This is a genomic window from Nocardioides sp. NPDC047086 (genome assembly GCF_040643685.1).
Lineage (GTDB): Bacteria > Actinomycetota > Actinomycetes > Propionibacteriales > Nocardioidaceae > Nocardioides.
The window spans coordinates 46,247-71,244 of record NZ_JBEYUV010000008.1; the positions used below are offsets into that span (position 1 = coordinate 46,247).

A 24,998-nucleotide genomic window follows, 5' to 3' on the forward strand; every position below is an offset into this window, starting at 1 on the left:
TGACCGCGGAGTCCGCCCCACAGATGACTCCGACTCCGGAGGATCACTTCTCGGAAATTTAACTTCGAGAAGAAGGGTCATGAGCACGTGATCATGAACCAGCGAATCCGTTCAACGACGAAGGCCTTCGCTGCCACCGCCATCGCCGCCCTGGCGATCGCGGTCGCCCCCGTCATCGGCCAGCCCGCCCACGCCGCCACGCCCCCGACGACCGTGTCGGCCAAGGTCGTCACCAAGGTCGTCAAGGTCTCGGCCAACAAGTACGGCACGAAGTCCTACCGTCCCGTCGGCAAGCTGACCGCGGGTGGCAACCCGATCAAGGGCAAGCGCATCCACCTGCAGAAGAAGGCCAGCGGCCGCTGGAGCAGCGTTACGTCCTGCGTGACGAACAAGTACGGCAAGTGCGCGGTGATCGTGACGCCCAAGGTCAGCCGCTACTACCGCTGGAAGTTCGCCGGCGACGCCAACCGACGTGCCGACGTGTCCGCGTCGTTCTACCTCAAGAAGCGCGGCTCGTCCGGGGGCACCACCTCGGGTCTGGACTACACCTACGCCAACGGCGAGAAGGTCTACAACGCCAGCTCGGCCAACGACCGCGACTGCGGCGAGATCCCGGCGTCCAAGAAGCCCGTCCGGATCAACAACAGCTCGGACCCGTGGCGCCTCGACCGCGACAACGACGGCTACGGCTGCGAGTGACCTGGGACCTTCGTCAAGGTATGTAGGTCAAGGCTCACATCCCCTGCGGAACTCCGCTCGGGATGTGAGCCTTCGGCTGCATACCCTTCGACAGGTTCAGGGCATGGCGGCCAAGGAACGCCCGCTACCGCCGGTGGACCGGGTCCGCGATGGCCTGGATCCGCTTCGTCGCCAGCTCGATCATCAGCGTGGCGGCGGGGGAGAGGGTGGCGTCGGTGCGATGGACGATGGCGAAGGTGTCGTACGTCCGGGGTCGCAGTGACACCCAGCCGGCCTTCGGCGCCAGCCGGGGGAGCAACTGCTCGGCTGCTCCCTTGGCGAGCACGCTGTCGGCGTACCCCATCCCCACCAGCTCGACGGCCGTCTCGATGTCCTCGACCTCGATCCGGCTGGGTGGGTTGCGGCCGGTCTCGTGGAGCAGGTTGCGGATGGTGACCCGGGTGGGGTCCTCGGAGCTCCAGCTCGTGTCGGACATCGCGAGTGTGGCCAGCGAGAGCCGGTGCGGGGTGACCGGCGTGGCCAGGTGGGCCGGGTCGGCCGAGATGTAGACGAGCTCGTCGCGAGCCACGGGCGTGACCTTCAGCCCCGGACCGGAGACGCTGCCGACGAGCAGCATCGCCGCTTCGAGCCGTCCACGTCGCAGATCCTCCTGGACCTCGGCGGAGTTCTGCCCGATCAGCTCGACGCGTACGCCCGGATATCGGTCGAGCACGTCGGCCACCAGCCCGGCCCCGCCGTAGAGCCGCGCGATTCCGAACATCCCGAACCGGATCGTTCCGGTCTCGAACTGTTTCACCGCCTGCACGGCCTTGCGGGCGTCCTCCGCGGCCGCGACCGTACGCTCCGCGTGCGGCCTCAGCTCATCGGCCACCCCGGTCGGCACCACCCCGCGGCCGACCCGCCGGAAGAGCTGGACGCCCAGCGTACGTTCCAGGCTTCTGACCTGCTCAGAGATCGACGGCTGCGCATACCCGAGCTCCTCGGCCGCCGCGGTCAGCGAGCCATGCTCGTAGACCGCGAGGAACACGCGGAGCTGGTGCAGCGACAACATAGAGACATCCTATGTCTTTCCAAGGAAGGATCGTCTACCTCTATGAGTCGCCGCAGGTCATCATTGACTCACCACCACTGCGTCCGCAGTCGGTGGTTGATACATGTCCATAGGGGAGTAGAGCAGTAATGAAGCACGGCGTTCGCCGCCTGGGCCGCCTGATCGGCAAGGGCAAGCCCACCCGCACGACCATCGACGAGCACGTCGAGGCGCACCGTTTTAGTGTCGAGCGCGCAGTCTCGGTACACTCATCCGGTCCGCTCAACCAGACCCGCTTCATGCGGTGACGGATGACGGTACGCCGCCTTAGCTCAGTCGGCAGAGCGTCTCACTCGTAATGAGAAGGTCGTCGGTTCGATTCCGACAGGCGGCTCAGCAAAACCCCGGTCTCACCAGCGAAAACGCTGGAAGCGAGACCGGGGTTACTTGATTTTCGGCTCGCTGTCGGGAGCTCTTGATGCCCCCGGAACGCCTGGATGAGAACACCGATTACCAGATGTCCAGGTTTGGCGGCGCTCGGGGTGAGATGCGTGCTATCACTTCCGTGTGCGGTCCGGGCGCCCACGTTGCTGGAGTACCCCCCACTCGGTCGCGAGGGCGCTCAGGACCGCACGCCAGCTCGCGCGCCCGTGCCCGCGATCAGGATCGTTCCGCAGGCACGCCGGCCTCGACCGGTGGCTCGGTGTGGGACTCGGCCCACCAGACGACCGTGACGACCACGCCGATCACCAACAGCGCGCTGGTCAGCCAGAACGGATAGGTGCGGTCGATCCCCGAGAGCCAACCGGAGATCCAGCCGAACGGGGCGGCGGCGAGCATCACCGCGGTGCGCTGCAGCGCCATCACGCGTGACCGCTCGGCGGCGTCGACGTGAAAGGCGACGAGCGACTCCGAGAGCATGAAGAGCATCCCGGCGCCGAAGCCGTCGAGGAGGAGGCACACCCCGAGAAGCGCGTACGTCACGAGGTCGGCGTCGCCCTCGGCGGCTGGGATCATGACGAGGGCCAGCTGACCGGCCAAATAGATGCCGAACCCCCACAAGGTCGCCTGCTTGAGGTCGTGTCCCGAGGTCAGCCGGCGGATCAGGGTGAAGAGGAAGAGCACCGACAGCAGGGAGCGCACCATCGGGAAGAACGGCAGCACCGGGTCGGGCACATGGAGGTGCTGGCTGACCAGGACCTGCCAGAAGGTGCCGTTGACGAGGGTGACCGCCGCGACGACGGCGGCGACGGCCAGCGCCAGCAGCGATCCGTGCGAGCGGCCCAGCAGCCTCGCGGCCCCGCGGTAGCCGACGAAGAGCTGCCAGAGACTCTCGTGCCGGGTCTCCTCCATCCGGATCCGGCCCTGGCGGGTCTCGGTGGACGCGACGTACAGCAGGATGATCTTGGCCAGCATCACCACGGCCGCGTTGACGAAGAGCACCCGCACCGCCGGCTCCAGGCCGAACTGCGCGACCATGAAGGCGGCGATCGGGGCGAAGAGCGCCGAGCAGTCGGCCGCGACCCGCACGAGGGAGTAGATACCGGTGATCTGGTCGCGCTCGGCGTCCTCGACCATCAGGCAGTCCCAGGCGTTCGCGGTGACCTGCAGTGCGCCGTTGAGCAGCGAGGCGGCCAGGAAGGCCCAGAAGTCCTGAGCGACCGCCCAGATCAGGCACGGGATCACGAAGGCGATCACGTCGAAGAGCGCGTTCGTCAGCCGGCGCCCCATCCGGTCGGTGATGATGCCGCCGGCCAGCCCGAAGAACACCTGCGAGATCATCCCGGCCGTCGCGAGCAGGCCGATCTGCGCGTCGTGCAGGCCGAGCGTGAGCATGAAGACGGACAGGTACGGCAGCACCATCGCCATCGACAGTCCCCACATCGGCTCGGTCCACACGCATGCGCGCGGGTTGCCGCGGAGATGGATCAGGGTGTGCCACAGCGAGCCGGGGGAGGATGCCACCGGGTCAGTGAACCAGGCGTACGCCAACCCCTGAAACCGTTTTCGCGGTGGCGACGACGGGGCGTCGGTGGCCGCTGACTTGGACGCTAGTCTTGGTCGCGTGGTGAGGGTGTCTGCAGACGAGCGTCGACGGCTGCTGGTGCAGGCCGCGATCCGGGTGATGGCGCGCGACGGGGTCGCGCAGGCGACGACGCGGTCGATCGTGGCCGAGGCGGACATGGCGCTCGGCGCGTTCCACTACTGCTTCCGCTCCAAGGAGGAGCTGCTGGAGCAGGTGATCACCACGATCACGAGCCACACGCTGGCGCCGGCGCTCGAGATCATCGAGGGCTCGGGGACGCTGGAGGAGAAGCTCCGTGGTGGGCTGGCGTCCTACTGGCAGCACGTGCTGGACAACCCCGACGAGCACCGGGTGACGTACGAGCTGACGCAGTACGCGACCCGCAACCCGGCGTTGGCCGAGTTCGCACGGAAGCAGTACGGCACCTATCTGGACGCGCACACCCAGGTCATCGAGACGCTGGCCGCCAGCACCGGGGTGACCTGGACCGTCGACGAAGCGGTCCTGGCGCGCTACCTGACCGCGATCGTGGACGGGATGACCCTGCTCTACCTCAACGAGGGCGACGCCGAGACCGCCGGCGCGGCGATAGACCTCGCCGCGACGCAGCTGCTGGGGCTGGTCGTGGAGGGGTCCTGACGCCCCGACGCGGAGGTCAGAGGAAGGTCTTGCCCTCGCCGCGGTAGGTGGGGACCACGTCGACGATGCGGTCGCCGTCGACGAGCACCATCTCGTCGACGTGCTCGGACAGCTCGCCGGCCTTGGTGTGCCGGAACCAGACGTGGGCACCGATGTCGAGGTCGTCGACCCGTTCGCCGACCAGCGGGGTCTGCACCTCGCCGGCGCCCTCCCGGTCGACCAGCGAGAGGCCCTGTGGCCACACCGGCGTCGGCAGCCGGTCCTTGCCGGCGGCGCCGGAGGCGATCCAGCCACCGCCCAGGACCGTGGCGTGCTGCGGTGAGGGGCGGCGTACGACCGAGAGGACGAAGTACGCCGCGGGCTGGGGCTGGAACCGGGTGTAGAAGTCGAACAGGCGCGGTGCCAGGAGCCCGGAGCCGGCGGCGACCTCGGTGACCGCGGGCTCGGCAGCGGTGAGCTCGAGGCTGCCGGTGCCGCCGCCGTTGACGAACTCCAGCGGTGCCACGCTGCGTACGGCGGCGACCGCCTCCGCGCGCCGCTCGGCGAGCTCGGCGGCCGACCGGCCCTGCATGGCTCGGACCGCGAAGCGGCTCAGGCCCGGCTGGTTGTCGCCGATGCCCGCGATCTGACCTTCGTAGCCCATCAGGCCGACCAGCTGGAAGCGAGGATGAGCCGCCACCTGGCGGGCCAGCGCCGCGGCGTCCTCGGGGGTGTGCACGGGTGAGCGGCGGGCGCCGAGGTGGAGCCGGCCGCCCGCGAGCCGGAGCGAGACGTCCAGCTCGAGGCAGATCCGGATAGGGGGACCGCCCGGGCCGACGATCTCGGCGGTCAGGTCGAGATGCCGAGGGCTGTCGACCATCAGCGTGATCCGCGAGGCGAGCTCCTCGTCCTCGGCGAGCCGCCGGAGCGCCTCGCGGTGCACGGTCGGATAGCCGACCACGACGTCCTCGTGCTCCTCGGCGAGCCAGAGCGCCTCGGGCAGGGTGTAGGCGAGGATGCCGGACATCCCGGGGACCTCGAGCGCGTCCCGGATCACCGAGCGCACCCGGATCGACTTGCTGGCGACCCGGATCGGCTTCCCGGCGGCGCGGCGGACGAGCTGATGGGCGTTGGTACGCAGCGCCGCCACGTCGAGGACCGCGAACGGCGGGTCCAGGTGCTCGGTCGCGGCGAGCAGGTCCGGCCAGGGCGTACGGGCGGGGCCGGAGCGCTGGGTCAGGGTCATCGTCGGGCCTCCGGAGCAGGGCCGAGCACGCGGTCCAGGTAGGGGTTGGCGAAGGCGCCGGCCGGGTCCAGCCGGTCGCGGAGCGCGACGAAGTCGTCGAAGCGTGGATAGACCTCGCGCAGCGACGTCGCGTCGAGCCGGTGCAGCTTGCCCCAGTGCGGCCGGCCGCCGGCGGCGCCGAGCACGTCCTCGCAGATCCCGAACCAGCGCTCGTGCGGCATCCGGTGGTACTGGTGGAAGGCGACGACGGCCGAGTCCCGCTCGTAGGCCGGCGAGAGCCAGATGTCGTCGTTGCGTACGAACCGGACCTCGAAGGGGAACGACACGGCCTCGTCGTGGGTGTCGACCCACCGCTTCAGCTCGCGCAGCGCCGGGACGAGCGCGTCGCGAGGCACGAAGTACTCACCCTCCCGGAAACGTACGTCCCGCTCGGAGGCGAACACGTTCGGAGCCAGGTCGGTGAAGTCGCGTGCGGAGATCGCCTTGGTCACGAACCGGGTGATCCCGGGCACCAGGCGTGGGAAGCGGGTGCCGGCGCGCAGCATCGCCTCGAAGCCGATGTTGGTGACGATCCTGTCGTCGAGGGTGCGGGCGAAACGGCTCATCGGGCGCAGTTCGGTGTCGCCCGGCAGCCGCTGGAACTTCCTGGTGAGCGCGGTGGTGGTGTGCGGGAACCAGAAGAACTCGAAGTGGTCGTTGGCGGCCACCAGCTCGTCGACGCCGTCGAGCACCTCGTCCAGCGGCGCGGCCGCGTCGACCGCCCGCAGCGCGTAGAGCGGCACGCACTGCAGCGTCACCGCGGTGATCACGCCGAGCGCACCGAAGGAGACCCGTGCCGCCTCGAACAGCTCGGGCCGCTCGGTCGCCGAGCACTGCACGACCGAGCCGTCGGCGAGCACCAGCTCGAGGCCGCGTACCTGGGTCGAGATGCTGCCGAACGCGGCGCCGCTGCCGTGGGTGCCGGTCGAGATCGCGCCGGCGAGGGTCTGCCGGTCGATGTCGCCGAGGATCTCCATCGCCAGCCCGTGCCCGGCCAGGATCGGGTTGAGCCGGTGCAGCGGGATGCCCGCGTCGACCGTCACCAGCCCGGAGTCGCGGTCGACCGAGCGGACCCCGTCGAGCCGCTCCGGCCGCAGCTGTACGCCGGGCGCGACCGCCGCGCCCGTGAACGAGTGCCCGGACCCGACCATCCGGACCTTCAGCCGGTCGCGGGAGGCCTCCTTGACGGCGGCCGCGACCTCGCCGGTCGTCGCGGGGGTGACCACGCGCGTGGGGGTAACCCGCTCGGTGCCGGCCCAGTTCTGCCAGGTCACGACGTGCCTCCGAGGACCGGATAGTGGTCGGAGTAGTCCGTGTAGGTCGTCCCGCCGGAGCTCCACGGCGGCGAGGTCGGCGTCAGCGTGGTGTTGGTCCATCCGCTGGGCTGCTGGTTGCCGCGCCGGAACAGCACGTAGTCGAGCTGCTCGCGCCCGCCCGAGCTCGCCAGCGTGTTGGTCTCCGGGTCCCAGCTGTAGGGGTGCCCGGCGAAGGCCGGGGCGGTGGCGTCGAGCGCGGTCAGCATGGTGGCGTACTCCGGGGACTCCTTGACCACGTTGAGGTCGCCGGTGATCACGATCGGCTCGTCGGCCGGGATCGCGAGCCCGTCGAGGAAGCCGTCGAGCTCGGCGAACTGCCCGGCCCGGACCGCGGCACCACGACCGAAGCAGGCGGGGTCCTCGGCCTGGACGTGGGTGCCGACCACGTGCACCGGCCGGCCGTCGACGTCGAGGCGGGCGTAGACGAAGCCCTTGTTCGAGAACCAGTCGGCGCCGCATCCGTCGGCGTAGACGTACTGGACCCGGTGGGTGATCGGCCATCTGCTCAAGATGGTCACGCCGCCGTCCTCGGGGGTCAGTGCGGAATAGGAGCCGAGGGTCTCGTCCCAGCCCGAGCGAGAGCGGCCGAGGACCGGTGTCTGATGGGGGTACTGGCTCGCCAAGCGCGACTTGAGCGTGTTCGACGGAGCGTTGTCGAACGCCTCCTCCAGCACCACCACGTCGTGTCCACGCAGGTGGTCGGCCTCCGCGAACAGGCCCGCCCGGGTGGCGTTGGCCTTCCCGCCCAGGATCGTCGGCAGCATCGCGACGTTGTGGGTCAGGATGCTCAGGTCGGGCGGCGGAGGTGTGGCTGATGCCGCCGGGCCGGGCAGCATCGTCGCGGCGACCGCGCACACCGCCGCGATGCCCACCGCTGCGGACCTCATCGGCCCACCACCGCGAATGTCGGGCTGGTGCCGCTGATCGACCGGACGCTCCCGAGCAGGCTCCGGGCATCGCCGAAGTAGCGGATCCGATAGCTCCCGGGCGCCACGTCCTCGGGTACGTCCCAGGTGATCGTCACCTTCGACGCGGCGACGCCGTAGCGCTGCCAATGGAACTTCGTCGACCAGTCGCCGTCGTCGGCGATCCGCTCCCAGCGTGGTTCGGTGGTCGAGCCTGTCGAGACCCGCCGCTCCACGGTGAGGTAGCTGCCCTCGTGGTGCAGGTCGTTGTCGGGATGCGCACCGGCGAAGGTCACGCTGACCTGGTCCGCCGGGCGGTACGTCGCGGCCGGCGCGGTCAGCACGTCGCCGTAACTCTTTCCGAGCGGCGGCGCATCGGCCACCACCGCGCCCTGGAGCGACGGGAGCTGCTCGGCGCTGCGGTCGCGCTCCTTCTCGCCGAGCGGTACGTCGACCCCGTCCCGCATCGCGGCACCGAGGTCGGCCGCGGTCTGCATGAACGCCGGGAGCTCGTAGCGCCCGAAGAGCGTCGAGGCGCCCTCGTACTCCTTGGCGTCGTACTCCTCCGGCGTGGTCAGGTAGTGCGCGTAGGCGTTCGCGTAGCCCTGCACCAGCACGTGGTCGATGTCGGTGCCTACCGCCTCGGCGACCGCCTGCCGCAGCCGCAGACCGGACACCACGGTCACCTCGGCAGGCATCCCGACGAGGTAGAGGTCGCCGACCCGGACCAGCTGCACCGGGAGCTTCTGCTGCACCATGTCGAGCGCTCCGACCGGGAGCAGGATCTCCTTCGACCCCTGGCACGCCCGCAGCGCCGGGCTCGCGGTGTAGAGCGCCTCGGAGATCGCCGCGACCGCCGGGTTGCCGCCGTCCTTGCCCTCCTTGAAGATCGGCAGCCCACCGCCGCCGTCCTCGGTGCTGCCCGCCGCGAACGCCGCGCCGAGCGCGGCCGGGCAGGTGGTGTGCGGCTTCCCGTCGGGGGTGAACTCGGGACGTACCGCGGTGTTCGCGAGGTCGACGTAGACGATCCGGGAGTCGACGCCTCCGGTCAGGGCGCGGTCGTCGTCGAGCCCGCGGCGGGCGGCGTCGTACGTCCTGGTGCCGATGATCCGGGTGTTCTCGAACTGGTCGGTGGTCGGGCCGTCGGAGGGCCTCAGGTTGAGGTTCGGCGACATGTCGCCGGAGTTGGTCTGCGCGAAGGACGCGACGACGCCGGGGTCGTCGCTGTCCTCGACGTAGTCGACGCCGCCGGCGAGCCGCTCCCAGACGTACTCGGCGTAGCCCTTGTTGTCGGGGCTCACCAGGGTGTTGTCGGTCGACATGCTCGTCGCGTGGACGGGGAACCAGTTGATGACGCCGTCGAGCTCGCCGCCGCGGGTCACCTGGAGCGTGGTGCTCCGGGTGTCGACACCGCCCGGGAAGTGCGCCTTGTCGGCCTCCGGGTTGCGGTCGAACGCCGTCTTCGAGCGGTTGACGTTGGCGTTGGTGAGCTCGCTGGTCGACAGGCTCAGCTCGGCCGGGGCGAGGTCGGCGTCTGCCCGCACGATCGAGGAGACGATCCCGTCGACGAGCGCGCGGAACGTCTTGCCGTGGTAGCCCAGCGTGGTGACGTTGTAGAGCGTGTGGTGCGAGAAGCCGCCCGGCGCCGCGTGCGTGTGGGTCGCGGTCAGCATCACGTTGCGCTCGGAGTAGGTGTCACCGAAGCGCTGCTCGAGCTTCGCCAGCACGGCGTCGCGGACGCTCTGGAAGATCATCCCGGCATCGGCGAGGACGTGGACCACGCGCTCGCCCGACTCCGGGTCGGCGATCACGAACGCCCGGGCGCGCTGGCGCATGTGCAGGCCGCTGCTGACCTGGCCGAGGTCGGCGTAGCCCATCATCCCGGCCTCGGCCACCTCGCCCGTGACGTCGGCGATGCCGCGGCCGACGAGAAAGCTCTCGCCATGGTCGGTCGCGACCCGTGCAGCGCTCGACGGAACGGTGGTCGCGCCGCTCGCCGACGGCGGTGCTGCCGGGAGTCCGAGCGCGGCGAGCGTGACCGCCGCCGTGGCCGTCGCAGTCTTCCAGGTGACCCAAGTCATATCCGGAGGATGCCCGCCCGCCGCACTGTGGGTCAAGGGTCCTGGACAAATGACCCACTTGTTGAGCTCAGCTGGTCGCGATCTCCACGAGCAGGTCCGCGGCGGGTGCCGGGTGGACGAGCCAGCCGAGGTGGCTCGACTCCAGGGTGTGGACGGCGTACGGGTTCTCGGGGGTGAGGGCGTCGCCCTCACGGATCAGCCGGTCCTGCATGGCGGGCGGCATGCTGACGTCCTCACTGAGGCGTACGAACGCGCGGGGCACCGTGCCCCATGTCGAAGCCTGGGCGCGGTCGCCGGGGCCGCCGGCGTCGAGGTTCTCGTCGGGCTGGAAGGTGTTGAGGAACGTTCGGAACTCGTCGTCGGTGCCGTCGGCCAGGAAGGCGTGCTTGAGGCCGGCGAGGACCTCGGGGGAGGCGGTGCGGAAGTTGCAGCGCAGCAGGCCCACGTCGGCGGGGTTCGCGGCGGCCGCGCCGATCAGCGCCGAGGCGTCGAAGGAGGCCATCTCCGGCTCGGCGTTGTACGCCACCGCATCGAGCTCCACCGGCGCCCAGGCCGAGACGTAGACCATCGTGTCGATCAGGTCCGGACGAGCGTTGGCGGTCGCGGTCAGGGTGATCCCGCCGCGGCTGTGCGCGACCACGACGACCGGACCGTTCGCCTTCGCCCGCTCGAGCACCGAGACCAGATGGCCCACGTTGTCGGCAAGGGTCACGCCCTCGATCCCGCCGGGCGCGGTCGCGAGCGTGGCGAGGTCCTGGGGTGCCTGATAGGCCACCGGGAAGGTCGCTGCGAAGCCGTGGCCGGGCAGGTCGACCGCCAGCGAACGGAAGCCGCGCAGCGCCAGCTCGGCCTGGAGCGGGGCGAACGAGAACGAGTTGGCGAAGGCGCCGTGGACGAGGACGAAGGTCGGCTCAGGTGAAGACATGGCCGCGACCCTAGCGCCGACCCGGCGCGGGTCACCGGTCAATTTTCGAACGGCGCCGACCGTGGGGCGGGACCCATCGGCATACCTCCGTAGACGACGGATCCGTCGGCACGCTGGTAGGTCAGCCACGGCACCGTCTCGGTGAATCCGACGCCCGGCTTGCTGTAGTCGCACACGCCGTCGGGGAAGGCCGCCTCGAGCCGGGCCCACTGCGCATCGGTGAGGCCGAAGGCGCCGTAGTCGTCGGTGCGGCGCAGCGGCTTGAGGTGGCACTTGGCGTTGTCGGAGTAGTTGTTGTCGCCGGCCACGATCCGCGGCGTCGCGAAGTCCGTCTTGACCAGGTCGCTGACCGGCCCGAGCCCGCACACCAGGTCCGAGACCGGGTCGACGACGAGGTTGAGCGCGGGATCCAGGACCGGGTTGAGGGCACCGTTCAGCCCGTCGAGCGCGCCGCCGGTCAGGTCGTCCACGAGCGGGTCCGCGACCGGCAGGAACAGGCCGTCCTCGCTGGAGACCCCCTGCGTCTGGGTGCACCGGTCGTGCAGGTCGCCGGGGCGGTCCTGGACGATCTTGTCCGCCAGCGCCACCGTGCGCCCGTCGGCCTCGACCGATGCCAGCCAGCGGTCCATCGCGAGCAGCGCCTCCTTGGAGTAGCTGGGGTCGCCGATGAGAGGCGTCACGCCGTACCAGATCACCTGGTTGTCCGCGTGCCCCTGCTCCCGGGTCAGCCGGTCGCGCATCGCCCACGCCCAGCGCGCGTCGTGCGCCACGCCCGGGTCGGGGCCGCGGTGGTCGATGATCGCCACCTCGGACAGGTTGCCGGCGGTGTTGACCATCCCGCTGCGGTAGGCGTTCGTCAACGCGCCGAGGTCGGCGACGGATCGCTCCGCCCGTGGCTGGACGTCGATGTCGAGCCCGCCGATCTTCTCGTTGACGTCGACGAACTGCTCCGGCGTGATCGCCCCGGAACGGAGCGCCTCGAGGCCGTACTGCACGCCGGCGTTGTCCAGCGGCGAGCCCGCGAAGCCCCGCCCGATCTGCCTCTCCTGCGGTGTCCACACACTCTCCGGCCGCGGGCCGAAGACGTTGATCGCAGCGTCGATGATCGAGCAGCGTACGCCGCCGGGGTTCGTCGCGGCGTCGTACCGCTCCTCGTCGCTGATGCCGCCGCACGGGTGGGTCGGCATGACCGCCTGCTTGAAGAGGCCCTCGTCGGCGGTGACCGCGTTGAGCGGCAGCAGGTGACCTTCGACCGCGGCCCACTGCAGCGGGTTCCAGAACTTCCCGTCGGTGAGCCGCTCGGAGCTCTCGAAGTACTTGCGGAGCAGGTGGTAGTCGGAGAACTGCAGGCCCGGCGAGAGCGAGTCGGGGTAGGAGCAGGTGACGACCAGCCCCTGGTAGATCCCGGGGTAGGCGTTGGCGATCGTCTGCTGCGCGATCGAGCCGCCGGAACAACCGCTGCCGATCGTGTAGCGCAGGTCGCCGTACGTCTCGACGAGGTGCTCCTTGGCCATCATCAGCGACTCGGCCTCGCTGGTCACGGTGCAGTTGTGGCCGGTGTTGGCCAGCGCCGTCGAGAGCATGGCGAAGCCGCGGCCGAGGGCGACGGTCGGGCTGTCGCCGAGGGCGTCGGCGACGACGGGGATGCCGAGGTCGAAGGTGCCGGCGTAGTCGGTGGTCGGCGCGGTCCCGGTCTCGTGGTCCACCCCGCAGCTGCCGCCGTGGGGGATGAACAGCTTGTTGTTCCACTGCTCCTGCGGGCGCCAGCGCTGCCACGGCTCGCCCGGCTGCCAGAGCACGGCGATCCGGTACTGGTCGCGGTTCTGGTAGCCCGTCTCCACACGTACGACGAACGGCACCGTCACGCCCTCGTCGGTGGTCGTGGTGGCGACGTCGCGGGGCGGGTTCGCGGGGTCATACGGCTGGAGCCCGTCGAGCAGTGGATTTGTCGATTTGTAGAGCCAGCTGATCGTCGGCTCCTGGTTGCACTGCGCGTCCGTCGCGGTCGGCTGACAGCGCCACGGCTGCAGCTGAGGCCCGGAGAAGACCGGCCCGCCGCGCGGGTGGTTCGTGATCGTGAGCCGGGCGCCGCGACCGTCGGGGAGGTGCGCGGTCAGCTGGTTGCTCCCAAGTCGCAGGCCGCGTACGACGCCCTCGATCTCGCCGTTTGGCCGCTTAGCGAAAACACCGGTGACGTCGCGGCCGCCCTTCAGTGCCACCTTCAGGTCGGCCGCATCGTCGTCCTCCGGGAGCGTGATCCGCACCAGCACGTTGCCGTCGGAGACCAGGTCGGCCCGGTTGGAGACCGTTTCCAGGACGATGTCGGGCGCGGGCGCCGCGGATGCCGGCGTCACCCCGAGCAGAAGACCTGCGACGAGAGCGGACACCGTCGCGATCGAGACAGGCAGGGCGCGGTTCATGGCGTGCCTTTCCGAGAGCTGCGCACGTCCCCCGAACAGACGCTCGCCGTGACAGGAGAATGCCCCCTGCCACGGCGAGCGTCAAGGAAGCCGTCGAGCAAGCCTCAGCCGGCGACCGCCTCCCCGCGGGCGACCATGCCGGCCTCGTCGGAGAGCTTGACCTCCTTGAGGAACAGCGCGAGCGCGAAGCCGAGGAGGATCAGCGGCACGAGATACCAGAACGCCGGTGCGAGCGCCTCGGTGAAGGCGTCGACGACCCAGGTGTGGAGCGGCTCGGGCAGCTTCTCGACGGCGGCGGGGGTGAGGCTGCCACCGGAGAACCCGGCGCCGTCGGCAGGCATCATCCCCGAGGAGGCCATCTTCTCGGCCAGGCCTCCGAAGTTGTCGGACAGTCGGGTCGTGAACACGGTCGTGAACAGCGCCGTACCGACGGTCGCGCCGATCTCTCGGAAGAAGTTGTTCGCCGAGGTCGCGGTGCCGAGCTCGTGCGGGTCGACGGCGTTCTGGACGGCGAGCACGATGGTCTGCATGACCAGGCCCATCCCGGCGCCGAGCACGAAGATCATCAGCCCGAAGACGATCATCGACATGTCGCCGGTGATCGTGGTCATCCAGGCGATCCCGGCCGCGGTGATGAGCAGGCCGACGATCGGGAAGATCTTGTAGCGGCCGGTCTTCGAGATCGCGATGCCCGATCCGATCGCGGTCAGCATCAGGCCGGCCATCATCGGCAGCATCAGCAGCCCGGAGCCGGTGATCGAGGCACCGGTCGACATCTGCAGGAAGGTCGGCAGCATCGCCATCGCCGAGAACATGCCCATCCCGAGCACCAGACCGATCAGCGTGGTCACGGTGAAGGTGGGGTTCTTGAAGAGGCGCAGCGGGATCAGCGGCTCGGGCGCGAGGGTCTCGGTCACGATGAACGCGGCCACCGAGGCCAGCGTGCCGACGAGCAGGCCGAGCAGCTGCGGCGAGGACCAGTCGTAGCCGTCCTGGCCGAGCGACTCCCACGAGGTCAGCAGCACGATGCCGCAGGTGGAGAGCACCATGAACATTATCCCCAGCCAGTCGACCGGGCGTCCGGAGCGGTGCGAGGGCAGCCGCAGGGCGAACCAGGCCACGGCGAACGCGATGATGCCGATCGGTACGTTGATCCAGAAGGTCCAGCGCCAGCCCGGGCCGTCGGTGAGCCAGCCGCCGAGGAGCGGCCCGATGACGGCGGAGATACCGAAGAGGGCGCCCATCGGGCCCATGTACTTGCCGCGCTCGGAGGCCGGCACGATGTCGGCGATGATCGCCTGGGACAGGATCATCAGCCCGCCACCGCCGAGCCCCTGGAGACCGCGGGCGGCGACCAGCTCGGGGAACGTCTGCGCCATCCCGCCGAAGAGCGAGCCGAGCGTGAACAGGGCGACGGCGACCAGGAACGGCCAGCGGCGACCCCAGAGGTCACCGAACTTCCCGTACAGCGGCATCACGATCGCGATCGCCATGATGTAGGAGGTGATCACCCACCCCTGGTGCTCGACCCCGTCGAGCTCTCCGACGATCGTCGGCATCGCCGTGCTCACGATCGTCTGGTCGAGGGAGGACAGGAACATCGAGGCCATCAGGGCCCCGAAGATCAGCCAGATCGTACGCGGCGTCAGCACGACCAACGGCTTCTCGGGCGCGTCGGGCGCGACCGTGTGACTCATGGGTTGGACCTTCCAGGCAGGAGTTGAACAGGGGGCTGAAGAGGTGGAGACACACGGATCCCGTGTGACGTGAAAGTCCCGAGAGGTTGTGGCTAGTCGTCGAGGAGCAGGCGGAGCTGTGCCACGGCCTCGGGCAGATGCGCTGCCGCATCGCCCTCGTAGCCCGACCGCGCCCAGGCGAGCGCGCTCGCCCGCAGCAGCAGCCCGGCGACCATCCCGATCGTGTCGTCGTCGACAGGGGAGGGCCGTGCCTCGCGGCGCTCGGCGAGCAGCTGCTCCAGCTCACCGACGACGCGCTGGTGCCAGGCGATGTGTCGCTGCACGAGCCGGGGCTCGGACATCATCAGCCGCATCGCCCGCTCGCCCTGCTCGATGTTGGGGGCGGCACTCCCCAGGAATCCCGCCACCAGCGCCTCCAGGTCGGTCATCAGCCGTCCCGACGGCCCGCCGGAGACGAACTGGGCGCGCACCTCGGCGTCCAGATCAACCTCCTGGATGCCGAGGACAGCATCGTCCTTGGAGTCGAAGTAGTTGAAGAACGTACGCGTCGACAACCCCGCCGCGGAGCTGATCTCCTCCACGGTGACGTCATCGAGACCACGCTCGCCGACCAGTCGCTGAGCAGCCTCGATCAGCGCCAGCCGACGCTCCCGCTTCTGGCGCTCGCGAGCGTTCGAAGGCGGGGTGGACGTGGACACCGCACTATTCTTGCAGTGAGTGCAAGTTGCAGTCAATGCAAGAAGTGTGTGGTGGGGGTAACACGGGCCGCCGCCTGGTGGAGCGCGTGGATCTCCTCGACCAGCTCGGGGACGGGGCCGACGACCTCGATCGCGGGCGCGACCTCCTGGATCGGCAGTGCTCGCACCGGGGACTCGCCCGCTCCCCAGTTTGCCCGCCACTGCGTCAGCTGCTCGGAGGAGGCGATGTAGACGACTCGGCCCACGCCGGCCCAGCCCTGCGCTGCTGAGCACATCGGACAGTGCTCACCGGAGGTGTAGAGGGTGGCGCCGGCGCATGTCTCGGGGTCGAGGTTCATCGCTGCCCAGCGGGCGAGCGCGAACTCAGGATGTGCCGTCGGGTCGCCCGTCGACGTCTCTCGGTTGCGGTCCTCCTGGAGCGCGTTGCCGTCGCCGTCGGCCAGGACGGACCCGAACGGCCCGTCGCCGTCCGCCAGCGCCTCGGCCGCAAGCTCCAGGCAGCGTCGCAGGTGGGCCATGTCAGTCGGGGTGAGATCGGTGGTCACCGTTCCAGTCTGCGGCGAGCCACGGTTGATGTCGTTCTATTTCCTGGCAAGGCTTCATTCGGATGGATGGGGATTTGCATACTTATGGCGTGTCGGTCCGCGTCTGCTCGTGACTGCCATAACTATGCATAACTATGGTCGTTGTGACCGCCTCTTCGATCTGGTTGACGTGCGAAATTCCGAGCAAGAGCTCATGGTCGGGCTACACCGGGTCGGCATTGCCCGAGTACCGAGTGGCGCCGTTCGTGAGTCGATTGCCAACGCTCTTGTGCACCGCGACTACTCAGAAGTCGGCCCGATCACGGTGCAACTCACCGACGACCAGTTCCGCGTCAAGAGTCCGGGCGGCTTTCCTGCTGGCATCACGCTGAAGAATTTTCTCGACGATTCCAAGCCACGCAGCGCGATCCTGGCCGAGGCCTTCAAACGTGCAGGCATCGTGGACCGCGCCGGACGAGGCATCCGAGAGATGTACGGCCAGCTGCTGCGAGCCGGTCGCGGCGTACCCGACTATTCGGCGACCAACAACAGCGCCGTCATCGTCCAGATCCCCACCAGCGACGCAGACCTCGAGATGGTCCGCTTCGTGGTCGAGCATGAGGACGCCAACGGACGGACACTCCAACTCACCCAGCTGCAAATACTGCACGAGATCAAGGCGATGGGACCCGAGACCACCAATGAACTTGTGCAGGCCACGCACGAGTCTGAATCAGTCGTCCGAGCGAACGTTGCGAGGTTGTCCGAGATGGGCCTGGTCGAATCCCGCGGGAATGGTCGTAGCCGTCGACATCACCTGACGGCCTCGTTCTTCCGACTCGCTCAAGCCAGCGCGTATGTGCGACTCCAGGACACCGATCCGATTCAGCAGGACCACATGATCTTGGCGTACGTCGACCAGTTCGGCAGCATCACCCGAAGCAAGACTGCTGAACTGTGTCACCTGACGCCCAACCAGGCACGTGTTGCGCTCAAACGCCTTACAGATGCCGGGGCACTTCTGCTCGTCGGTGAACGCCGAGGCGCTCACTACGTCAGGCCGACATCGACCTGATGGAGAAGGCCTCGGGCATCCGTCCTTCCCTCATCATCGGACGCCTTCTGTAGGAGCGCCCGTCCGATTCTGAGGGTGGAGCCTGGCACGAAGCGGTGAAATCGTCAGCCGGCCTCGATCACCGCGCAGGCGATGCGGTCGCCGGCGTCGCCGGTCTTGGTGGTGTCCTCGTCCGGGCCCTCGGGGGCGTAGCGGTCCGGGACGTTGGCGTAGTTGTCCCGGCCGGCGTGGATCATGACCGCGCTGCCGTCCGCGTCGCGGAGCTCGTCGAGGGTGAAGGGGGCGGTGAGCTCCAGGCTGGCGGTGCCGTCCTCGTTCACGAGGAGCGCGGGCAGGTCGCCGAGGTGCTCGCCGTGGGCGCTGTCGTCGGGGTTGAGGTGGCCGCCCGCGGAGAGGAAGTCGCCGGTCTTGGCCGGGTCGTCAGGAGCCGCGCTGTCGGCCTCGCACCTGCCGGTCGTGTGCACGTGGAAGCCGTGGTAGCCGGCATCGAGCCCGCTCACCCGGACGCTGATCTGGGTGGCCCCGTCGTCCTCCTCGATCTCGACGGTCCCGACCTTCTTCCCGTCCGGATCGGCGAACTTCGCGTTCACCTCGTTGCGGTCGTCCGGGTCAGGGTCTGTCCCCTCCCCGCAGGCGGCGAGAGTCAGCAGGCAACCGGCAGCAGCGAGTGCGGCAGCCGTGGCACGACGAGACATGGGATACCTCCACGAGAACGGGATCCGGTCACCCCCACCGTACGCGGCAGCGGAGGTGACCGGATCGTGAGGGGATCAGCAACCGTCGCGGAGCAGGCCGGGCCGGTGGCCGACGGAGACCTCGATGAACTCGATCTTCGCGTCGCGGGAGCTGCCGGAGAGCAGGAAGCCGATCCAGCGGTCGCCGTCCTGGACGACCCAGGTCGTCTGGCCGTAGTCGTTGGTCTGCTGGGCGCCCATCCCGTAGACGTCCTTGAGGACCATCAGGGAGTCGCCGATCGTGACGCCGCGGGCGGTCTCGAGAACGGGCTTGCTCATCCCGAACGAGCCGATGTTGCCCTGCTGGTCATAGGTGACGTCGACGCCGTCGCCGAGCTGCTCGGCCCACTTCCAGTGCTTGCCCTCGCAGGCCTCCTCGCGCCCGGTGTCGCGGGTCATCCAGCCCTGCTGCACGAGAGAGCGTACGTTGCCCTCGGCCTTGATCCTCCCGAACGCCCCGGGCGCCAGCGGGCCGCTCCAGTCGAGCTTCGGCGTCGGCTCGGCGGGCGAGGGAGCGGCCGAGACCGGGACCTCCGACGGGGCCGGCGTGGGCGTCATCGACGGTTCCGAGGACGGCGCCGACTCTGATGGAGAGGCTGAGGGAGAGGCTGAGGAGGACCCGGCCGACGGGGCCGGGTCGGTCCCGCACCCGGCCAGGCCGAGCAGGCCGACCACGGCGGTCGCCGCGAGCGCGGCACGGAGCTGGATGCGGGGTGTGGACATGGTGACTCCTCGTCGGTCGTACGCCCCGAGCGGGCGTCCTGCCGATCCAGACGGTTCACGGCCCGCCGCGGTTGCATCCGCGGCGGGCCGATCGAAACGCCTAGGCCGAGGCCATGTCGGGCACGGTCCGAGCAGTCCGCCCGGTCCGCAGGAAGAGCAGCGCGACGGCGGAGATCGCGACGACGACGGCAGCGCCGACGTACAGGTTGACCGGGGTCCACGAGGCGTCGAGCAGGCGCCCGGCGAGCATCGGCGACAGGATGGCTCCGATGCGGCCGATGCCGATCGCCCAGCCCATGCCGGTGCTGCGGATCTCGGTGCCGTAGACGGCCGGGGTGATCGTGTAGAGGCCCGCGATGCAGCCGTTGATGAGGGCTCCGACCCCGACGCCGATGATCAGCGCGACGCTGAGCAGCGCCGTGCTGGTGATGAAGACGACCATCGTCAGTGCCGACAGCACGGTGAAGCCGATCAGGACCAGGCGGCTGTCCAGCCGGGAGGCGACGAGGCCGTAGAGGACCGAGCCGGCGGTGCCGCCCAGCGCCAGCATCATGCCGGCGGTGACCGCGTCCGCCTCGGACATCCCCGAGGTCACGAGCAGCTGCGGGGTCCAGCTGTTGACGAAGTAGAAGCCGAACATCGTGGCCAGGAACGCCACCCAGATGAGCAGGGTCGAGCGACGCAGGTCAGCACCCAGCAGGACGCCGGGGTTGCCGTTGCGGTGCCTGGTCGACGCCCGCGGCGCGGCCTCGAGCGTGTCCGAGGTGATCGCGGGCTGTCCGAGCCGCCCGAGGATCCGGTTGATCCGCTCCACGGCCTGGCGCGGCCGGCGCTGGACCAGGAAGTCGACCGACTCGGGCAGCAGCACCACGAGGAGAACCAGCGCGATCCCGGTCGCGACACCACCGGCGACGAAGACGCTGCGCCAGCCGAGGTCGGCCAGCATGCCGCGCGCGGCCACGCCGCCCAGGGTGGCGCCGATACCGTAGCCGGCCGTGTAGAGGCCGATCGCCAGACCGCGCCAGCGCGCCGAGGCGTACTCGCTCGCGATCACGTTGGTGCTCGCCAGGATGCCGCCGACGCCGAGCCCGGTGACGACGCGGGCCAGGCCCAGCAGGACGGCGGACGGGGCGACCGCGGAGAGCAGCATGCCGAGGGTCGCCAGGCCGACGCTGATCAGGATCAGCGGGCGGCGTCCGATGATGTCGGCGACCGGGGCCAGGGCCAGTGAGCCGACCGCCATCCCGACGAGCCCGGCGCTCAGCAGGAGGCCGAGCTCCGAGCCGCTCAGCGCGAACTCCTCGCTCAGCGAGGAGGCGGTGAAGGCCATCGCCATCACGTCGAATCCGTCCAGGCAGTTCAGCAGGACGCAGAGGGCGACGACCATCCACTGATACGGGGTCATCGCGGCGGCGTCGATGCGCGCACGAAGGTTCATCTCGGGTCTCTTTCGGGGTGGGGGTTCACGGGAGGTGCAGGGTCACGGCCGCCGGCTCGGCGGACGATGGGCCGGGTTCGCCGCGGGCGGCACGGGCGACGCAGAGGCACAAGGACGCGTACGTCTCCTTCTGCTGCTGGCTCAGGAAGACGTCGCGATGGTCGATCCGGCCGCTGACGTCGAGGACCTTGACCTGGCAGATCCCGCACTCGCCCTTGCGGCAGTCCCACATCACGTCGACGCCGGCGTCCTCGAGCGCGTCCAGCATCGAGCTGTCCTTGCCGACGCGGACCGACCGGTCGAGCTGGGGGAGGTGCACGACGAAGTCCTCCGCCGCCCAGCCGCCGCTGCTGCCGAAGGTCTCGAACCGCAGGTTGGGTTCGGGCAGCTCATGGGCCACCCAGGCGCGGCGGATCGCGTCCATCAGCCGGATCGGCCCGCACATGTACATCTCGGTCCGCGCCGCCGCCGACGAGCCGGCGATCTCGCCGACCAGCGTCTCCACGTCGAGGCGTACGTCCTCGTCGTCGACGAACACCCGGACCCGGTCGCCGTGGGTGTCGACGAGCTCGTCGAGGTAGGCCATGACCGCGCGCCGCCGGCCGGCCAGGACGAGGGTGTAGTCGGCGCCGCGGCGGCGCAGGGTGTCGGCCATCGCCACCAGCGCGGTGATGCCGATGCCGCCGGCGACCAGGACGTAGCGGTCGGCGCCGACCCCGAGCGGGAAGCTCTGGACCGGGCCGGTCATCTCGACCACGTCGCCGGCCTCGAGGCCGTGCATGTGGCGGGACCCGCCACGGGAGGTGGGTGCCAGCTGGACGCCGAGGGTGAGCCTGCGGCCGCCGTCCTCGGAGCGGACGATGGAGTAGGACCGCTTCCGGACGTGCCCGGAGAGGTCGAGCCGGAGGTCGACGTGGGTGCCGGGCGCGGCGTGGACGGGGCGGTCGGGAGCGAGCACGACGCGGCGTACGCCTTCGGCGGGGTCATCGGTCTCGAGCACGCGGCCCTGCTGCCACCAGGTCTGGGTGTTCACTGCCATGACGGCGGCCTCACTTCGCCGCTGCGGCGGCGGGGAGACCCTCCGCCTGCAGCATGCGGTCCAGGATCCGGCGCACCCACATCCCGCCGGCGTCGATGTTGAGGCTGTAGAACTCGTGCTCCGGGTTGGCGTCGATCGCACGCTGCTGGGCGGCCAGCATGTCCTCGTCCTCACCGAAGACGCCGTGGACACCCTGGCGCAGCTGGGTCGTGATCGTCTGGCTCTCCAGGCGGTAGTTGCGCATGAAGGCCCAGAAGTAGTGCGACGTGCGCGCGGTCTCGGGAGTGATCGTGTTCATCACGAAGCCGTTGACGCCCTGGCTGCGGTCGCCCTCGGGGGCGCCGGTGCCGGCCTTGGCGACGCCGACGTCGATGCGGATCGTCGAGGGCGCCTCGAAGTGGATGATCTGCCAGCGGTCGACCTTCCCGGAGAAGCCGGGGAACTTGTCGCGCATGTTCTTCAGCCAGAACGGGGGCGCGTCGATGTCGCGCATCCAGCGGGTGACCGTGACCTCGCGGTCGGAGTGGCTCACCTCGAACTCGGCCTCGGAGAGCTCGTCCTGGCCGATGCTCGAGCTGTGCACGAACTCCTCGTGGGTGAGGTCCATCAGGTTGTCGAGCACCAGCTGGTAGTTGCAGGGCGCGTAGATCGTCTCGCCGTCGCCGGCCCACTCCGGGGAATCCATCTGGTGCATGTCCGGAACGCTGGAGGGGTCGGCGAGGTCGGGGTCGCCCACCCAGACCCACACGTAGCGGTAGCGCTCGACGACCGGGTAGGACGGGACGATCGCGCTCGGGTTGATCGTCTCCTGCGCGGGCATGCTCGTGCAGCGGCCGGCCGAGTTGTAGCGCAGCCCGTGGTAGGGGCACTGGATCTCGTCGCCGAGCACCTTGCCCTTCGACAGCGGCGCCAGCCGGTGCCAGCACGCGTCGGCCATGGCGACGGCACGACCGTCACTGTTGCGCCACAGGGCCAGCGGGCGGTCGGCGATGGTGCGCGCGAGCGGCTGCTTCGCGGTCACCTCGTGGTCCCAGGCCGCGACGTACCAGGCGTTGCGGGGGAAGTTGAAGATCTTGCTGGCCGCGGTGATCGGCGGGGAATCCAGGACGGTCATGGGGAAACTCCCTATGGGGATAGGTGTTGTGCTCGTCACAAACTACCTATCTCTATAGTTAGTGGCAAGAGGCAGGTACGCTCGCGCCACGATCACTGTGTGAAGAGGGGGGCACGATGTCGCTGAGGTACGCGCTGCTCGCGCTGCTCACCTCACGCCCGATGACCGGCTACGACGTCTCCAAGCAGTTCAGCCAGTCGGTGGCCCATGTCTGGCACGCGCCTGACTCGCAGATCTATCCGGAGCTCAACCGGATGGAGCGCGACGGCCTGCTCGAGTCCACGGTCGTGCCGTGGGGCAAGAAGGGCACCAAGAAGGAGTACACCGTCACCGAGGCCGGGGTGAAGGCCTTCCGGGACTGGATGGACGCGCCGATCGAGATCCGCCGGCAGCGGGAGCCCGCCTATCTCAAGGCGGCCTACCTGGAGTGGGCCGAACCCGGCGCCGCACGCGTCGAGCTGAAGCAGTTCCGCGACCACTGGACCGAGCACCTGGCGATGCTCGAGGCCACCCGCGCGACGCTCGTCGACCGCAGCCACCCCACCCTGGCCCGGCGGCTCGAGCACTACGACGCGAGCCAGTGGGACCGGATCGTGCGCTACAAGATCTTCGCCTATGACGGCCTGATCGACCAGGCGCGCGTAGCGATCGCCTGGGCCGAGCGTGGCCTCGTGCTCGTCGACGAGCTGGAGGGCGCGCCGGTCGACTGACCCGCGTTGTCGGTGGTCGCGGGCACAATGCGATCCCGTGGGGAGACGTACGTCGCTGGGGGTCCTGGTCGTCCTGCTGGCGATCGCCGGCTGGGCGGTCTCGCTGTGGCTGCCGGAGGAGGCGCCGGCGACCAGGAGCGCGCCGCCGCCGGTCGTGACGGCGGATCCTTCGGCCGGGCCGGTCGACGTCTCGAAGGTGCGCGGTGAGCTCGCCGCGCTGGCGACGGTCGCGAGGCGGCCGGAGGGGCTGGCGGCGTACGAACGCTCGGTGTTCGGCGGCGGTTGGGCCGACAGCGACGGCAACGGGTGCAACCAGCGCGACGACGTGCTGAGGCGCGACGCCGTCGAGGTGCGGACCGATCAGCAGGGTAGGTGCGACCACGACGTGCTCGCCGGGACCTGGGTCGATCCCTACACCGGCCGGCGCCTGGTCTTCACCGACCTGAAGGACCCCCGGCAGGCCCAGGCGATCCAGATCGACCACATCGTGCCGCTCGCGGAGGCCTGGCGCTCCGGTGCGAGCGGCTGGTCACCGGACCGGCGCCGCGCCTTCGCCAACGACCTGGCCAACCTGCTCGCCGTCGACGGCCCGACCAACATGAGCAAGAGCGACGACGACCCGGCGGGCTGGCGTCCGCGGAAGGGGTTCCAGTGTGCGTACGCCGCCCGCTGGGTCGAGACCAAGACGCGCTGGTCGCTCGCCGTCGATGACAGCGAGCGGCGGGCGCTCGGGGAGATGCTCGGCTACTGCTGAGCGGCCGACCCGAGGCTCAGACCGCGCGCCGGTAGTTGGCCATCGCCCGGTCGTAGGCCTCCCACGCCCGCCAGGACTCCAGGGCCCGTTCGCCCTGCGGCTTGAGGCCGCCGACCTTGTGATAGGACTCACCGCTGGTGTACTGCGACTCCCGGCCCGTCACCAGCGAGAGCAGCATCGGCAGCACGCTCTCGTCGGTGACCGTGATCGTGGCGACCTGGAAGGTCTGCCGCACCCATTCGGCCCGCTGGTCCGAGCCCAGCACGAGCACCACGGGCAGCTGCGACGCCCGCGCGATCGCGTTCAGGATCGGCCCGAGCCCGTCCGGCACCCACCGCTCACCCGGCGGCGGGGTGGGCGCTTTGGGGATGCTCATCGTCGAAGGGGAGCCCGGGACGATGTACGTGGTCGTGTACGCCGGGAACTGGCCGGTCAACGGGCCGGCGATCTTCTCGACGGTCGGAGCGGTCGCTTCCGGAGCGACGCCCGGAGCCACGGCCGGGGCGGTCTCGTCGGCTGCCTTCTCGGCTGCCCTCCGGCGCGGCTTGATCGCGGGGATCTTCGAGGTGAAGGTGAAGCTGCCCGTGCGGGTGGGGTCGATGTGTTTGCCGGGGGTCGGCTCGGGTGCCCGGCCGAGAGTCGGCGCCGGAGCCGTGGCGGTGGTGACCAGCTCGGCCGCGTGCTTCCCGTGCGTCCGGATCGAGCCGTCGGCGGCGAACTCGAACAGCGCGACCCGGATCCGGTCGGCCCACTCGACCGCGTCCACGGTGTAGCCGGCGCGGCTGAACAGCGCGACCGTCCGGGCGTCGTAGGCGTAGCCGGCGCCGCGTACGGCACAGACGCTGCGCGCCTCGGTCGGGGATCGGGTGAGCACCACCTGTGCGACGACGACGTTGGCCGGCCGGCCGCCGATGATGTCGATGTCGGCGGCCGCGGTGCTGCCCGAGGGGGCAGCGTCGGGCCAGCCGAGGGAATGCAGATGCTCCGCGGCGTACTTCTCGGCTTCCTCGCCGGTTCTGGGCTGCCTCGGGGGTGCCAACGTAGGGGTCCTTCCTCGATCCTCCACTCGGGCCTCCCTGCCCGATCGAGATTGGGGAGGATGATAGGCCCGCGGCGTACGTCCTGTCCGGCGGGGTGGCGAATCGGGTCGCGCTGTTCGCTTCTGGCGGATCCAGCCACGGATGTCG

At 69.8% G+C, this 24,998-nt stretch carries 23 protein-coding genes and 1 tRNA gene; 7 read left to right on the forward strand and 17 right to left on the reverse strand.

What is annotated here, in order from left to right:
* Positions 1-93: 93 nt before the first annotated feature.
* Positions 94-699 (forward strand): excalibur calcium-binding domain-containing protein, encoded by a 606-nt coding sequence (locus ABZ796_RS08370; protein WP_357336105.1) that lies wholly within the window; start codon positions 94-96, stop codon positions 697-699.
* A gap of 124 nt (positions 700-823) precedes the next feature.
* Here ABZ796_RS08370 and ABZ796_RS08375 read toward each other — a convergent pair whose 3' ends face one another.
* Entirely contained in the window at positions 824-1,750 is a 927-nt protein-coding gene (locus tag ABZ796_RS08375; RefSeq protein ID WP_357336106.1) for a LysR family transcriptional regulator, read from the reverse strand.
* A gap of 128 nt (positions 1,751-1,878) precedes the next feature.
* On the opposite strand from ABZ796_RS08375, the gene ABZ796_RS08380 reads away from it, so the two are divergent.
* The gene (locus ABZ796_RS08380) at positions 1,879-2,037 is read left to right on the forward strand and encodes a hypothetical protein (RefSeq protein WP_357336108.1); all 159 of its coding nucleotides are present in this window, start codon (positions 1,879-1,881) and stop codon (positions 2,035-2,037) included.
* Between the two features lie 13 nt (positions 2,038-2,050).
* A tRNA-Thr gene (locus ABZ796_RS08385) sits at positions 2,051-2,123 on the forward strand.
* A gap of 266 nt (positions 2,124-2,389) precedes the next feature.
* On the opposite strand, the gene ABZ796_RS08390 is transcribed toward ABZ796_RS08385, so the two are convergent.
* Positions 2,390-3,694, reverse strand: coding sequence for an MFS transporter (locus tag ABZ796_RS08390; RefSeq protein WP_357336109.1), 1,305 nt, complete (start codon positions 3,692-3,694; stop codon positions 2,390-2,392).
* 103 nt (positions 3,695-3,797) lie between these two features.
* Between ABZ796_RS08390 and ABZ796_RS08395 the strand changes: the two genes are divergently transcribed.
* Positions 3,798-4,394: a TetR/AcrR family transcriptional regulator gene (locus ABZ796_RS08395; RefSeq protein ID WP_357336110.1), complete on the forward strand. Its 597-nt coding sequence runs from the start codon at positions 3,798-3,800 to the stop codon at positions 4,392-4,394.
* A gap of 16 nt (positions 4,395-4,410) precedes the next feature.
* Here the strand turns inward: ABZ796_RS08395 and ABZ796_RS08400 are convergent, their stop codons facing one another.
* From ABZ796_RS08400 to ABZ796_RS08440, 9 genes are all read right to left on the reverse strand, one after another.
* Positions 4,411-5,619 carry an amino acid deaminase/aldolase gene (locus ABZ796_RS08400; protein ID WP_357336111.1) on the reverse strand — a complete coding sequence of 403 codons (1,209 nt, stop codon included), beginning with the start codon at positions 5,617-5,619 and terminating at the stop codon, positions 4,411-4,413.
* The gene (locus ABZ796_RS08405) at positions 5,616-6,932 is read right to left on the reverse strand and encodes a D-arabinono-1,4-lactone oxidase (protein ID WP_357336112.1); all 1,317 of its coding nucleotides are present in this window, start codon (positions 6,930-6,932) and stop codon (positions 5,616-5,618) included. The genes ABZ796_RS08400 and ABZ796_RS08405 overlap by 4 nt, the downstream gene beginning before the upstream one ends.
* Entirely contained in the window at positions 6,929-7,861 is a 933-nt protein-coding gene (sph, locus tag ABZ796_RS08410) for a sphingomyelin phosphodiesterase (protein WP_357336114.1), read from the reverse strand. Before sph ends, ABZ796_RS08405 begins: the two co-directional genes overlap by 4 nt.
* The gene (locus tag ABZ796_RS08415) at positions 7,858-9,960 is read right to left on the reverse strand and encodes a neutral/alkaline ceramidase (RefSeq protein ID WP_357336116.1); all 2,103 of its coding nucleotides are present in this window, start codon (positions 9,958-9,960) and stop codon (positions 7,858-7,860) included. The genes sph and ABZ796_RS08415 overlap by 4 nt, the downstream gene beginning before the upstream one ends.
* A 67-nt stretch (positions 9,961-10,027) precedes the next feature.
* Positions 10,028-10,885 carry an alpha/beta hydrolase gene (locus tag ABZ796_RS08420; RefSeq protein WP_357336117.1) on the reverse strand — a complete coding sequence of 286 codons (858 nt, stop codon included), beginning with the start codon at positions 10,883-10,885 and terminating at the stop codon, positions 10,028-10,030.
* A gap of 38 nt (positions 10,886-10,923) precedes the next feature.
* Positions 10,924-13,305, reverse strand: a complete 2,382-nt coding sequence (locus tag ABZ796_RS08425; protein ID WP_357336119.1) for a DUF6351 family protein — start codon at positions 13,303-13,305, stop codon at positions 10,924-10,926.
* Positions 13,306-13,409: 104 nt separating this feature from the next.
* Positions 13,410-15,002 carry an MDR family MFS transporter gene (locus ABZ796_RS08430; RefSeq protein ID WP_357336121.1) on the reverse strand — a complete coding sequence of 531 codons (1,593 nt, stop codon included), beginning with the start codon at positions 15,000-15,002 and terminating at the stop codon, positions 13,410-13,412.
* A gap of 92 nt (positions 15,003-15,094) precedes the next feature.
* A complete protein-coding gene (locus ABZ796_RS08435) occupies positions 15,095-15,700 on the reverse strand; it encodes a TetR/AcrR family transcriptional regulator (protein ID WP_357336123.1) in 606 nt (201 codons plus the stop codon).
* A gap of 32 nt (positions 15,701-15,732) precedes the next feature.
* Positions 15,733-16,245 (reverse strand): nucleoside deaminase, encoded by a 513-nt coding sequence (locus tag ABZ796_RS08440; protein WP_357336124.1) that lies wholly within the window; start codon positions 16,243-16,245, stop codon positions 15,733-15,735.
* Here ABZ796_RS08440 and ABZ796_RS08445 point away from each other — a divergent pair.
* The gene (locus ABZ796_RS08445) at positions 16,238-17,299 is read left to right on the forward strand and encodes an ATP-binding protein (RefSeq protein WP_357336126.1); all 1,062 of its coding nucleotides are present in this window, start codon (positions 16,238-16,240) and stop codon (positions 17,297-17,299) included. The two genes, ABZ796_RS08440 and ABZ796_RS08445, sit on opposite strands and share 8 nt — an antisense overlap.
* Before the next feature lie 104 nt (positions 17,300-17,403).
* On the opposite strand, the gene ABZ796_RS08450 is transcribed toward ABZ796_RS08445, so the two are convergent.
* From ABZ796_RS08450 to ABZ796_RS08470, 5 genes are all read right to left on the reverse strand, one after another.
* Positions 17,404-17,994: a superoxide dismutase family protein gene (locus ABZ796_RS08450; RefSeq protein ID WP_357336128.1), complete on the reverse strand. Its 591-nt coding sequence runs from the start codon at positions 17,992-17,994 to the stop codon at positions 17,404-17,406.
* A gap of 75 nt (positions 17,995-18,069) precedes the next feature.
* Complete coding sequence (locus ABZ796_RS08455; RefSeq protein WP_357336130.1) at positions 18,070-18,756, reverse strand: hypothetical protein; 687 nt, start codon at positions 18,754-18,756, stop codon at positions 18,070-18,072.
* Between the two features lie 100 nt (positions 18,757-18,856).
* Positions 18,857-20,194, reverse strand: a complete 1,338-nt coding sequence (locus ABZ796_RS08460; RefSeq protein WP_357336131.1) for an MFS transporter — start codon at positions 20,192-20,194, stop codon at positions 18,857-18,859.
* A gap of 25 nt (positions 20,195-20,219) precedes the next feature.
* The gene (locus ABZ796_RS08465) at positions 20,220-21,233 is read right to left on the reverse strand and encodes a PDR/VanB family oxidoreductase (RefSeq protein ID WP_357336133.1); all 1,014 of its coding nucleotides are present in this window, start codon (positions 21,231-21,233) and stop codon (positions 20,220-20,222) included.
* Positions 21,234-21,243: 10 nt separating this feature from the next.
* Positions 21,244-22,347 (reverse strand): aromatic ring-hydroxylating dioxygenase subunit alpha, encoded by a 1,104-nt coding sequence (locus tag ABZ796_RS08470; protein ID WP_357336135.1) that lies wholly within the window; start codon positions 22,345-22,347, stop codon positions 21,244-21,246.
* A gap of 116 nt (positions 22,348-22,463) precedes the next feature.
* On the opposite strand from ABZ796_RS08470, the gene ABZ796_RS08475 reads away from it, so the two are divergent.
* Together ABZ796_RS08475 and ABZ796_RS08480 are read left to right on the forward strand one after the other, a co-directional pair.
* Positions 22,464-23,057, forward strand: coding sequence for a PadR family transcriptional regulator (locus tag ABZ796_RS08475; RefSeq protein ID WP_357336137.1), 594 nt, complete (start codon positions 22,464-22,466; stop codon positions 23,055-23,057).
* 37 nt (positions 23,058-23,094) lie between these two features.
* Positions 23,095-23,811: an HNH endonuclease family protein gene (locus ABZ796_RS08480; protein ID WP_357336138.1), complete on the forward strand. Its 717-nt coding sequence runs from the start codon at positions 23,095-23,097 to the stop codon at positions 23,809-23,811.
* Between the two features lie 16 nt (positions 23,812-23,827).
* On the opposite strand, the gene ABZ796_RS08485 is transcribed toward ABZ796_RS08480, so the two are convergent.
* Positions 23,828-24,850 carry a hypothetical protein gene (locus ABZ796_RS08485; RefSeq protein WP_357336140.1) on the reverse strand — a complete coding sequence of 341 codons (1,023 nt, stop codon included), beginning with the start codon at positions 24,848-24,850 and terminating at the stop codon, positions 23,828-23,830.
* Positions 24,851-24,998 lie beyond the last annotated feature (148 nt).

Coding starts and splice junctions, on each gene's coding strand:
- ABZ796_RS08370 (WP_357336105.1), top strand. CDS start 94: ATGAACCAGCGAATCCGTTCAACGACGAAGGCCTTCGCTGCCACCGCC.
- ABZ796_RS08375 (WP_357336106.1), bottom strand. CDS start 1,750: ATGTTGTCGCTGCACCAGCTCCGCGTGTTCCTCGCGGTCTACGAGCAT.
- ABZ796_RS08380 (WP_357336108.1), top strand. CDS start 1,879: ATGAAGCACGGCGTTCGCCGCCTGGGCCGCCTGATCGGCAAGGGCAAG.
- ABZ796_RS08400 (WP_357336111.1), bottom strand. CDS start 5,619: ATGACCCTGACCCAGCGCTCCGGCCCCGCCCGTACGCCCTGGCCGGAC.
- sph (WP_357336114.1), bottom strand. CDS start 7,861: ATGAGGTCCGCAGCGGTGGGCATCGCGGCGGTGTGCGCGGTCGCCGCG.
- ABZ796_RS08415 (WP_357336116.1), bottom strand. CDS start 9,960: ATGACTTGGGTCACCTGGAAGACTGCGACGGCCACGGCGGCGGTCACG.
- ABZ796_RS08420 (WP_357336117.1), bottom strand. CDS start 10,885: ATGTCTTCACCTGAGCCGACCTTCGTCCTCGTCCACGGCGCCTTCGCC.
- ABZ796_RS08425 (WP_357336119.1), bottom strand. CDS start 13,305: ATGAACCGCGCCCTGCCTGTCTCGATCGCGACGGTGTCCGCTCTCGTC.
- ABZ796_RS08430 (WP_357336121.1), bottom strand. CDS start 15,002: ATGAGTCACACGGTCGCGCCCGACGCGCCCGAGAAGCCGTTGGTCGTG.
- ABZ796_RS08450 (WP_357336128.1), bottom strand. CDS start 17,994: ATGTCTCGTCGTGCCACGGCTGCCGCACTCGCTGCTGCCGGTTGCCTG.
- ABZ796_RS08455 (WP_357336130.1), bottom strand. CDS start 18,756: ATGTCCACACCCCGCATCCAGCTCCGTGCCGCGCTCGCGGCGACCGCC.
- ABZ796_RS08460 (WP_357336131.1), bottom strand. CDS start 20,194: ATGAACCTTCGTGCGCGCATCGACGCCGCCGCGATGACCCCGTATCAG.
- ABZ796_RS08465 (WP_357336133.1), bottom strand. CDS start 21,233: ATGGCAGTGAACACCCAGACCTGGTGGCAGCAGGGCCGCGTGCTCGAG.
- ABZ796_RS08470 (WP_357336135.1), bottom strand. CDS start 22,347: ATGACCGTCCTGGATTCCCCGCCGATCACCGCGGCCAGCAAGATCTTC.
- ABZ796_RS08475 (WP_357336137.1), top strand. CDS start 22,464: ATGTCGCTGAGGTACGCGCTGCTCGCGCTGCTCACCTCACGCCCGATG.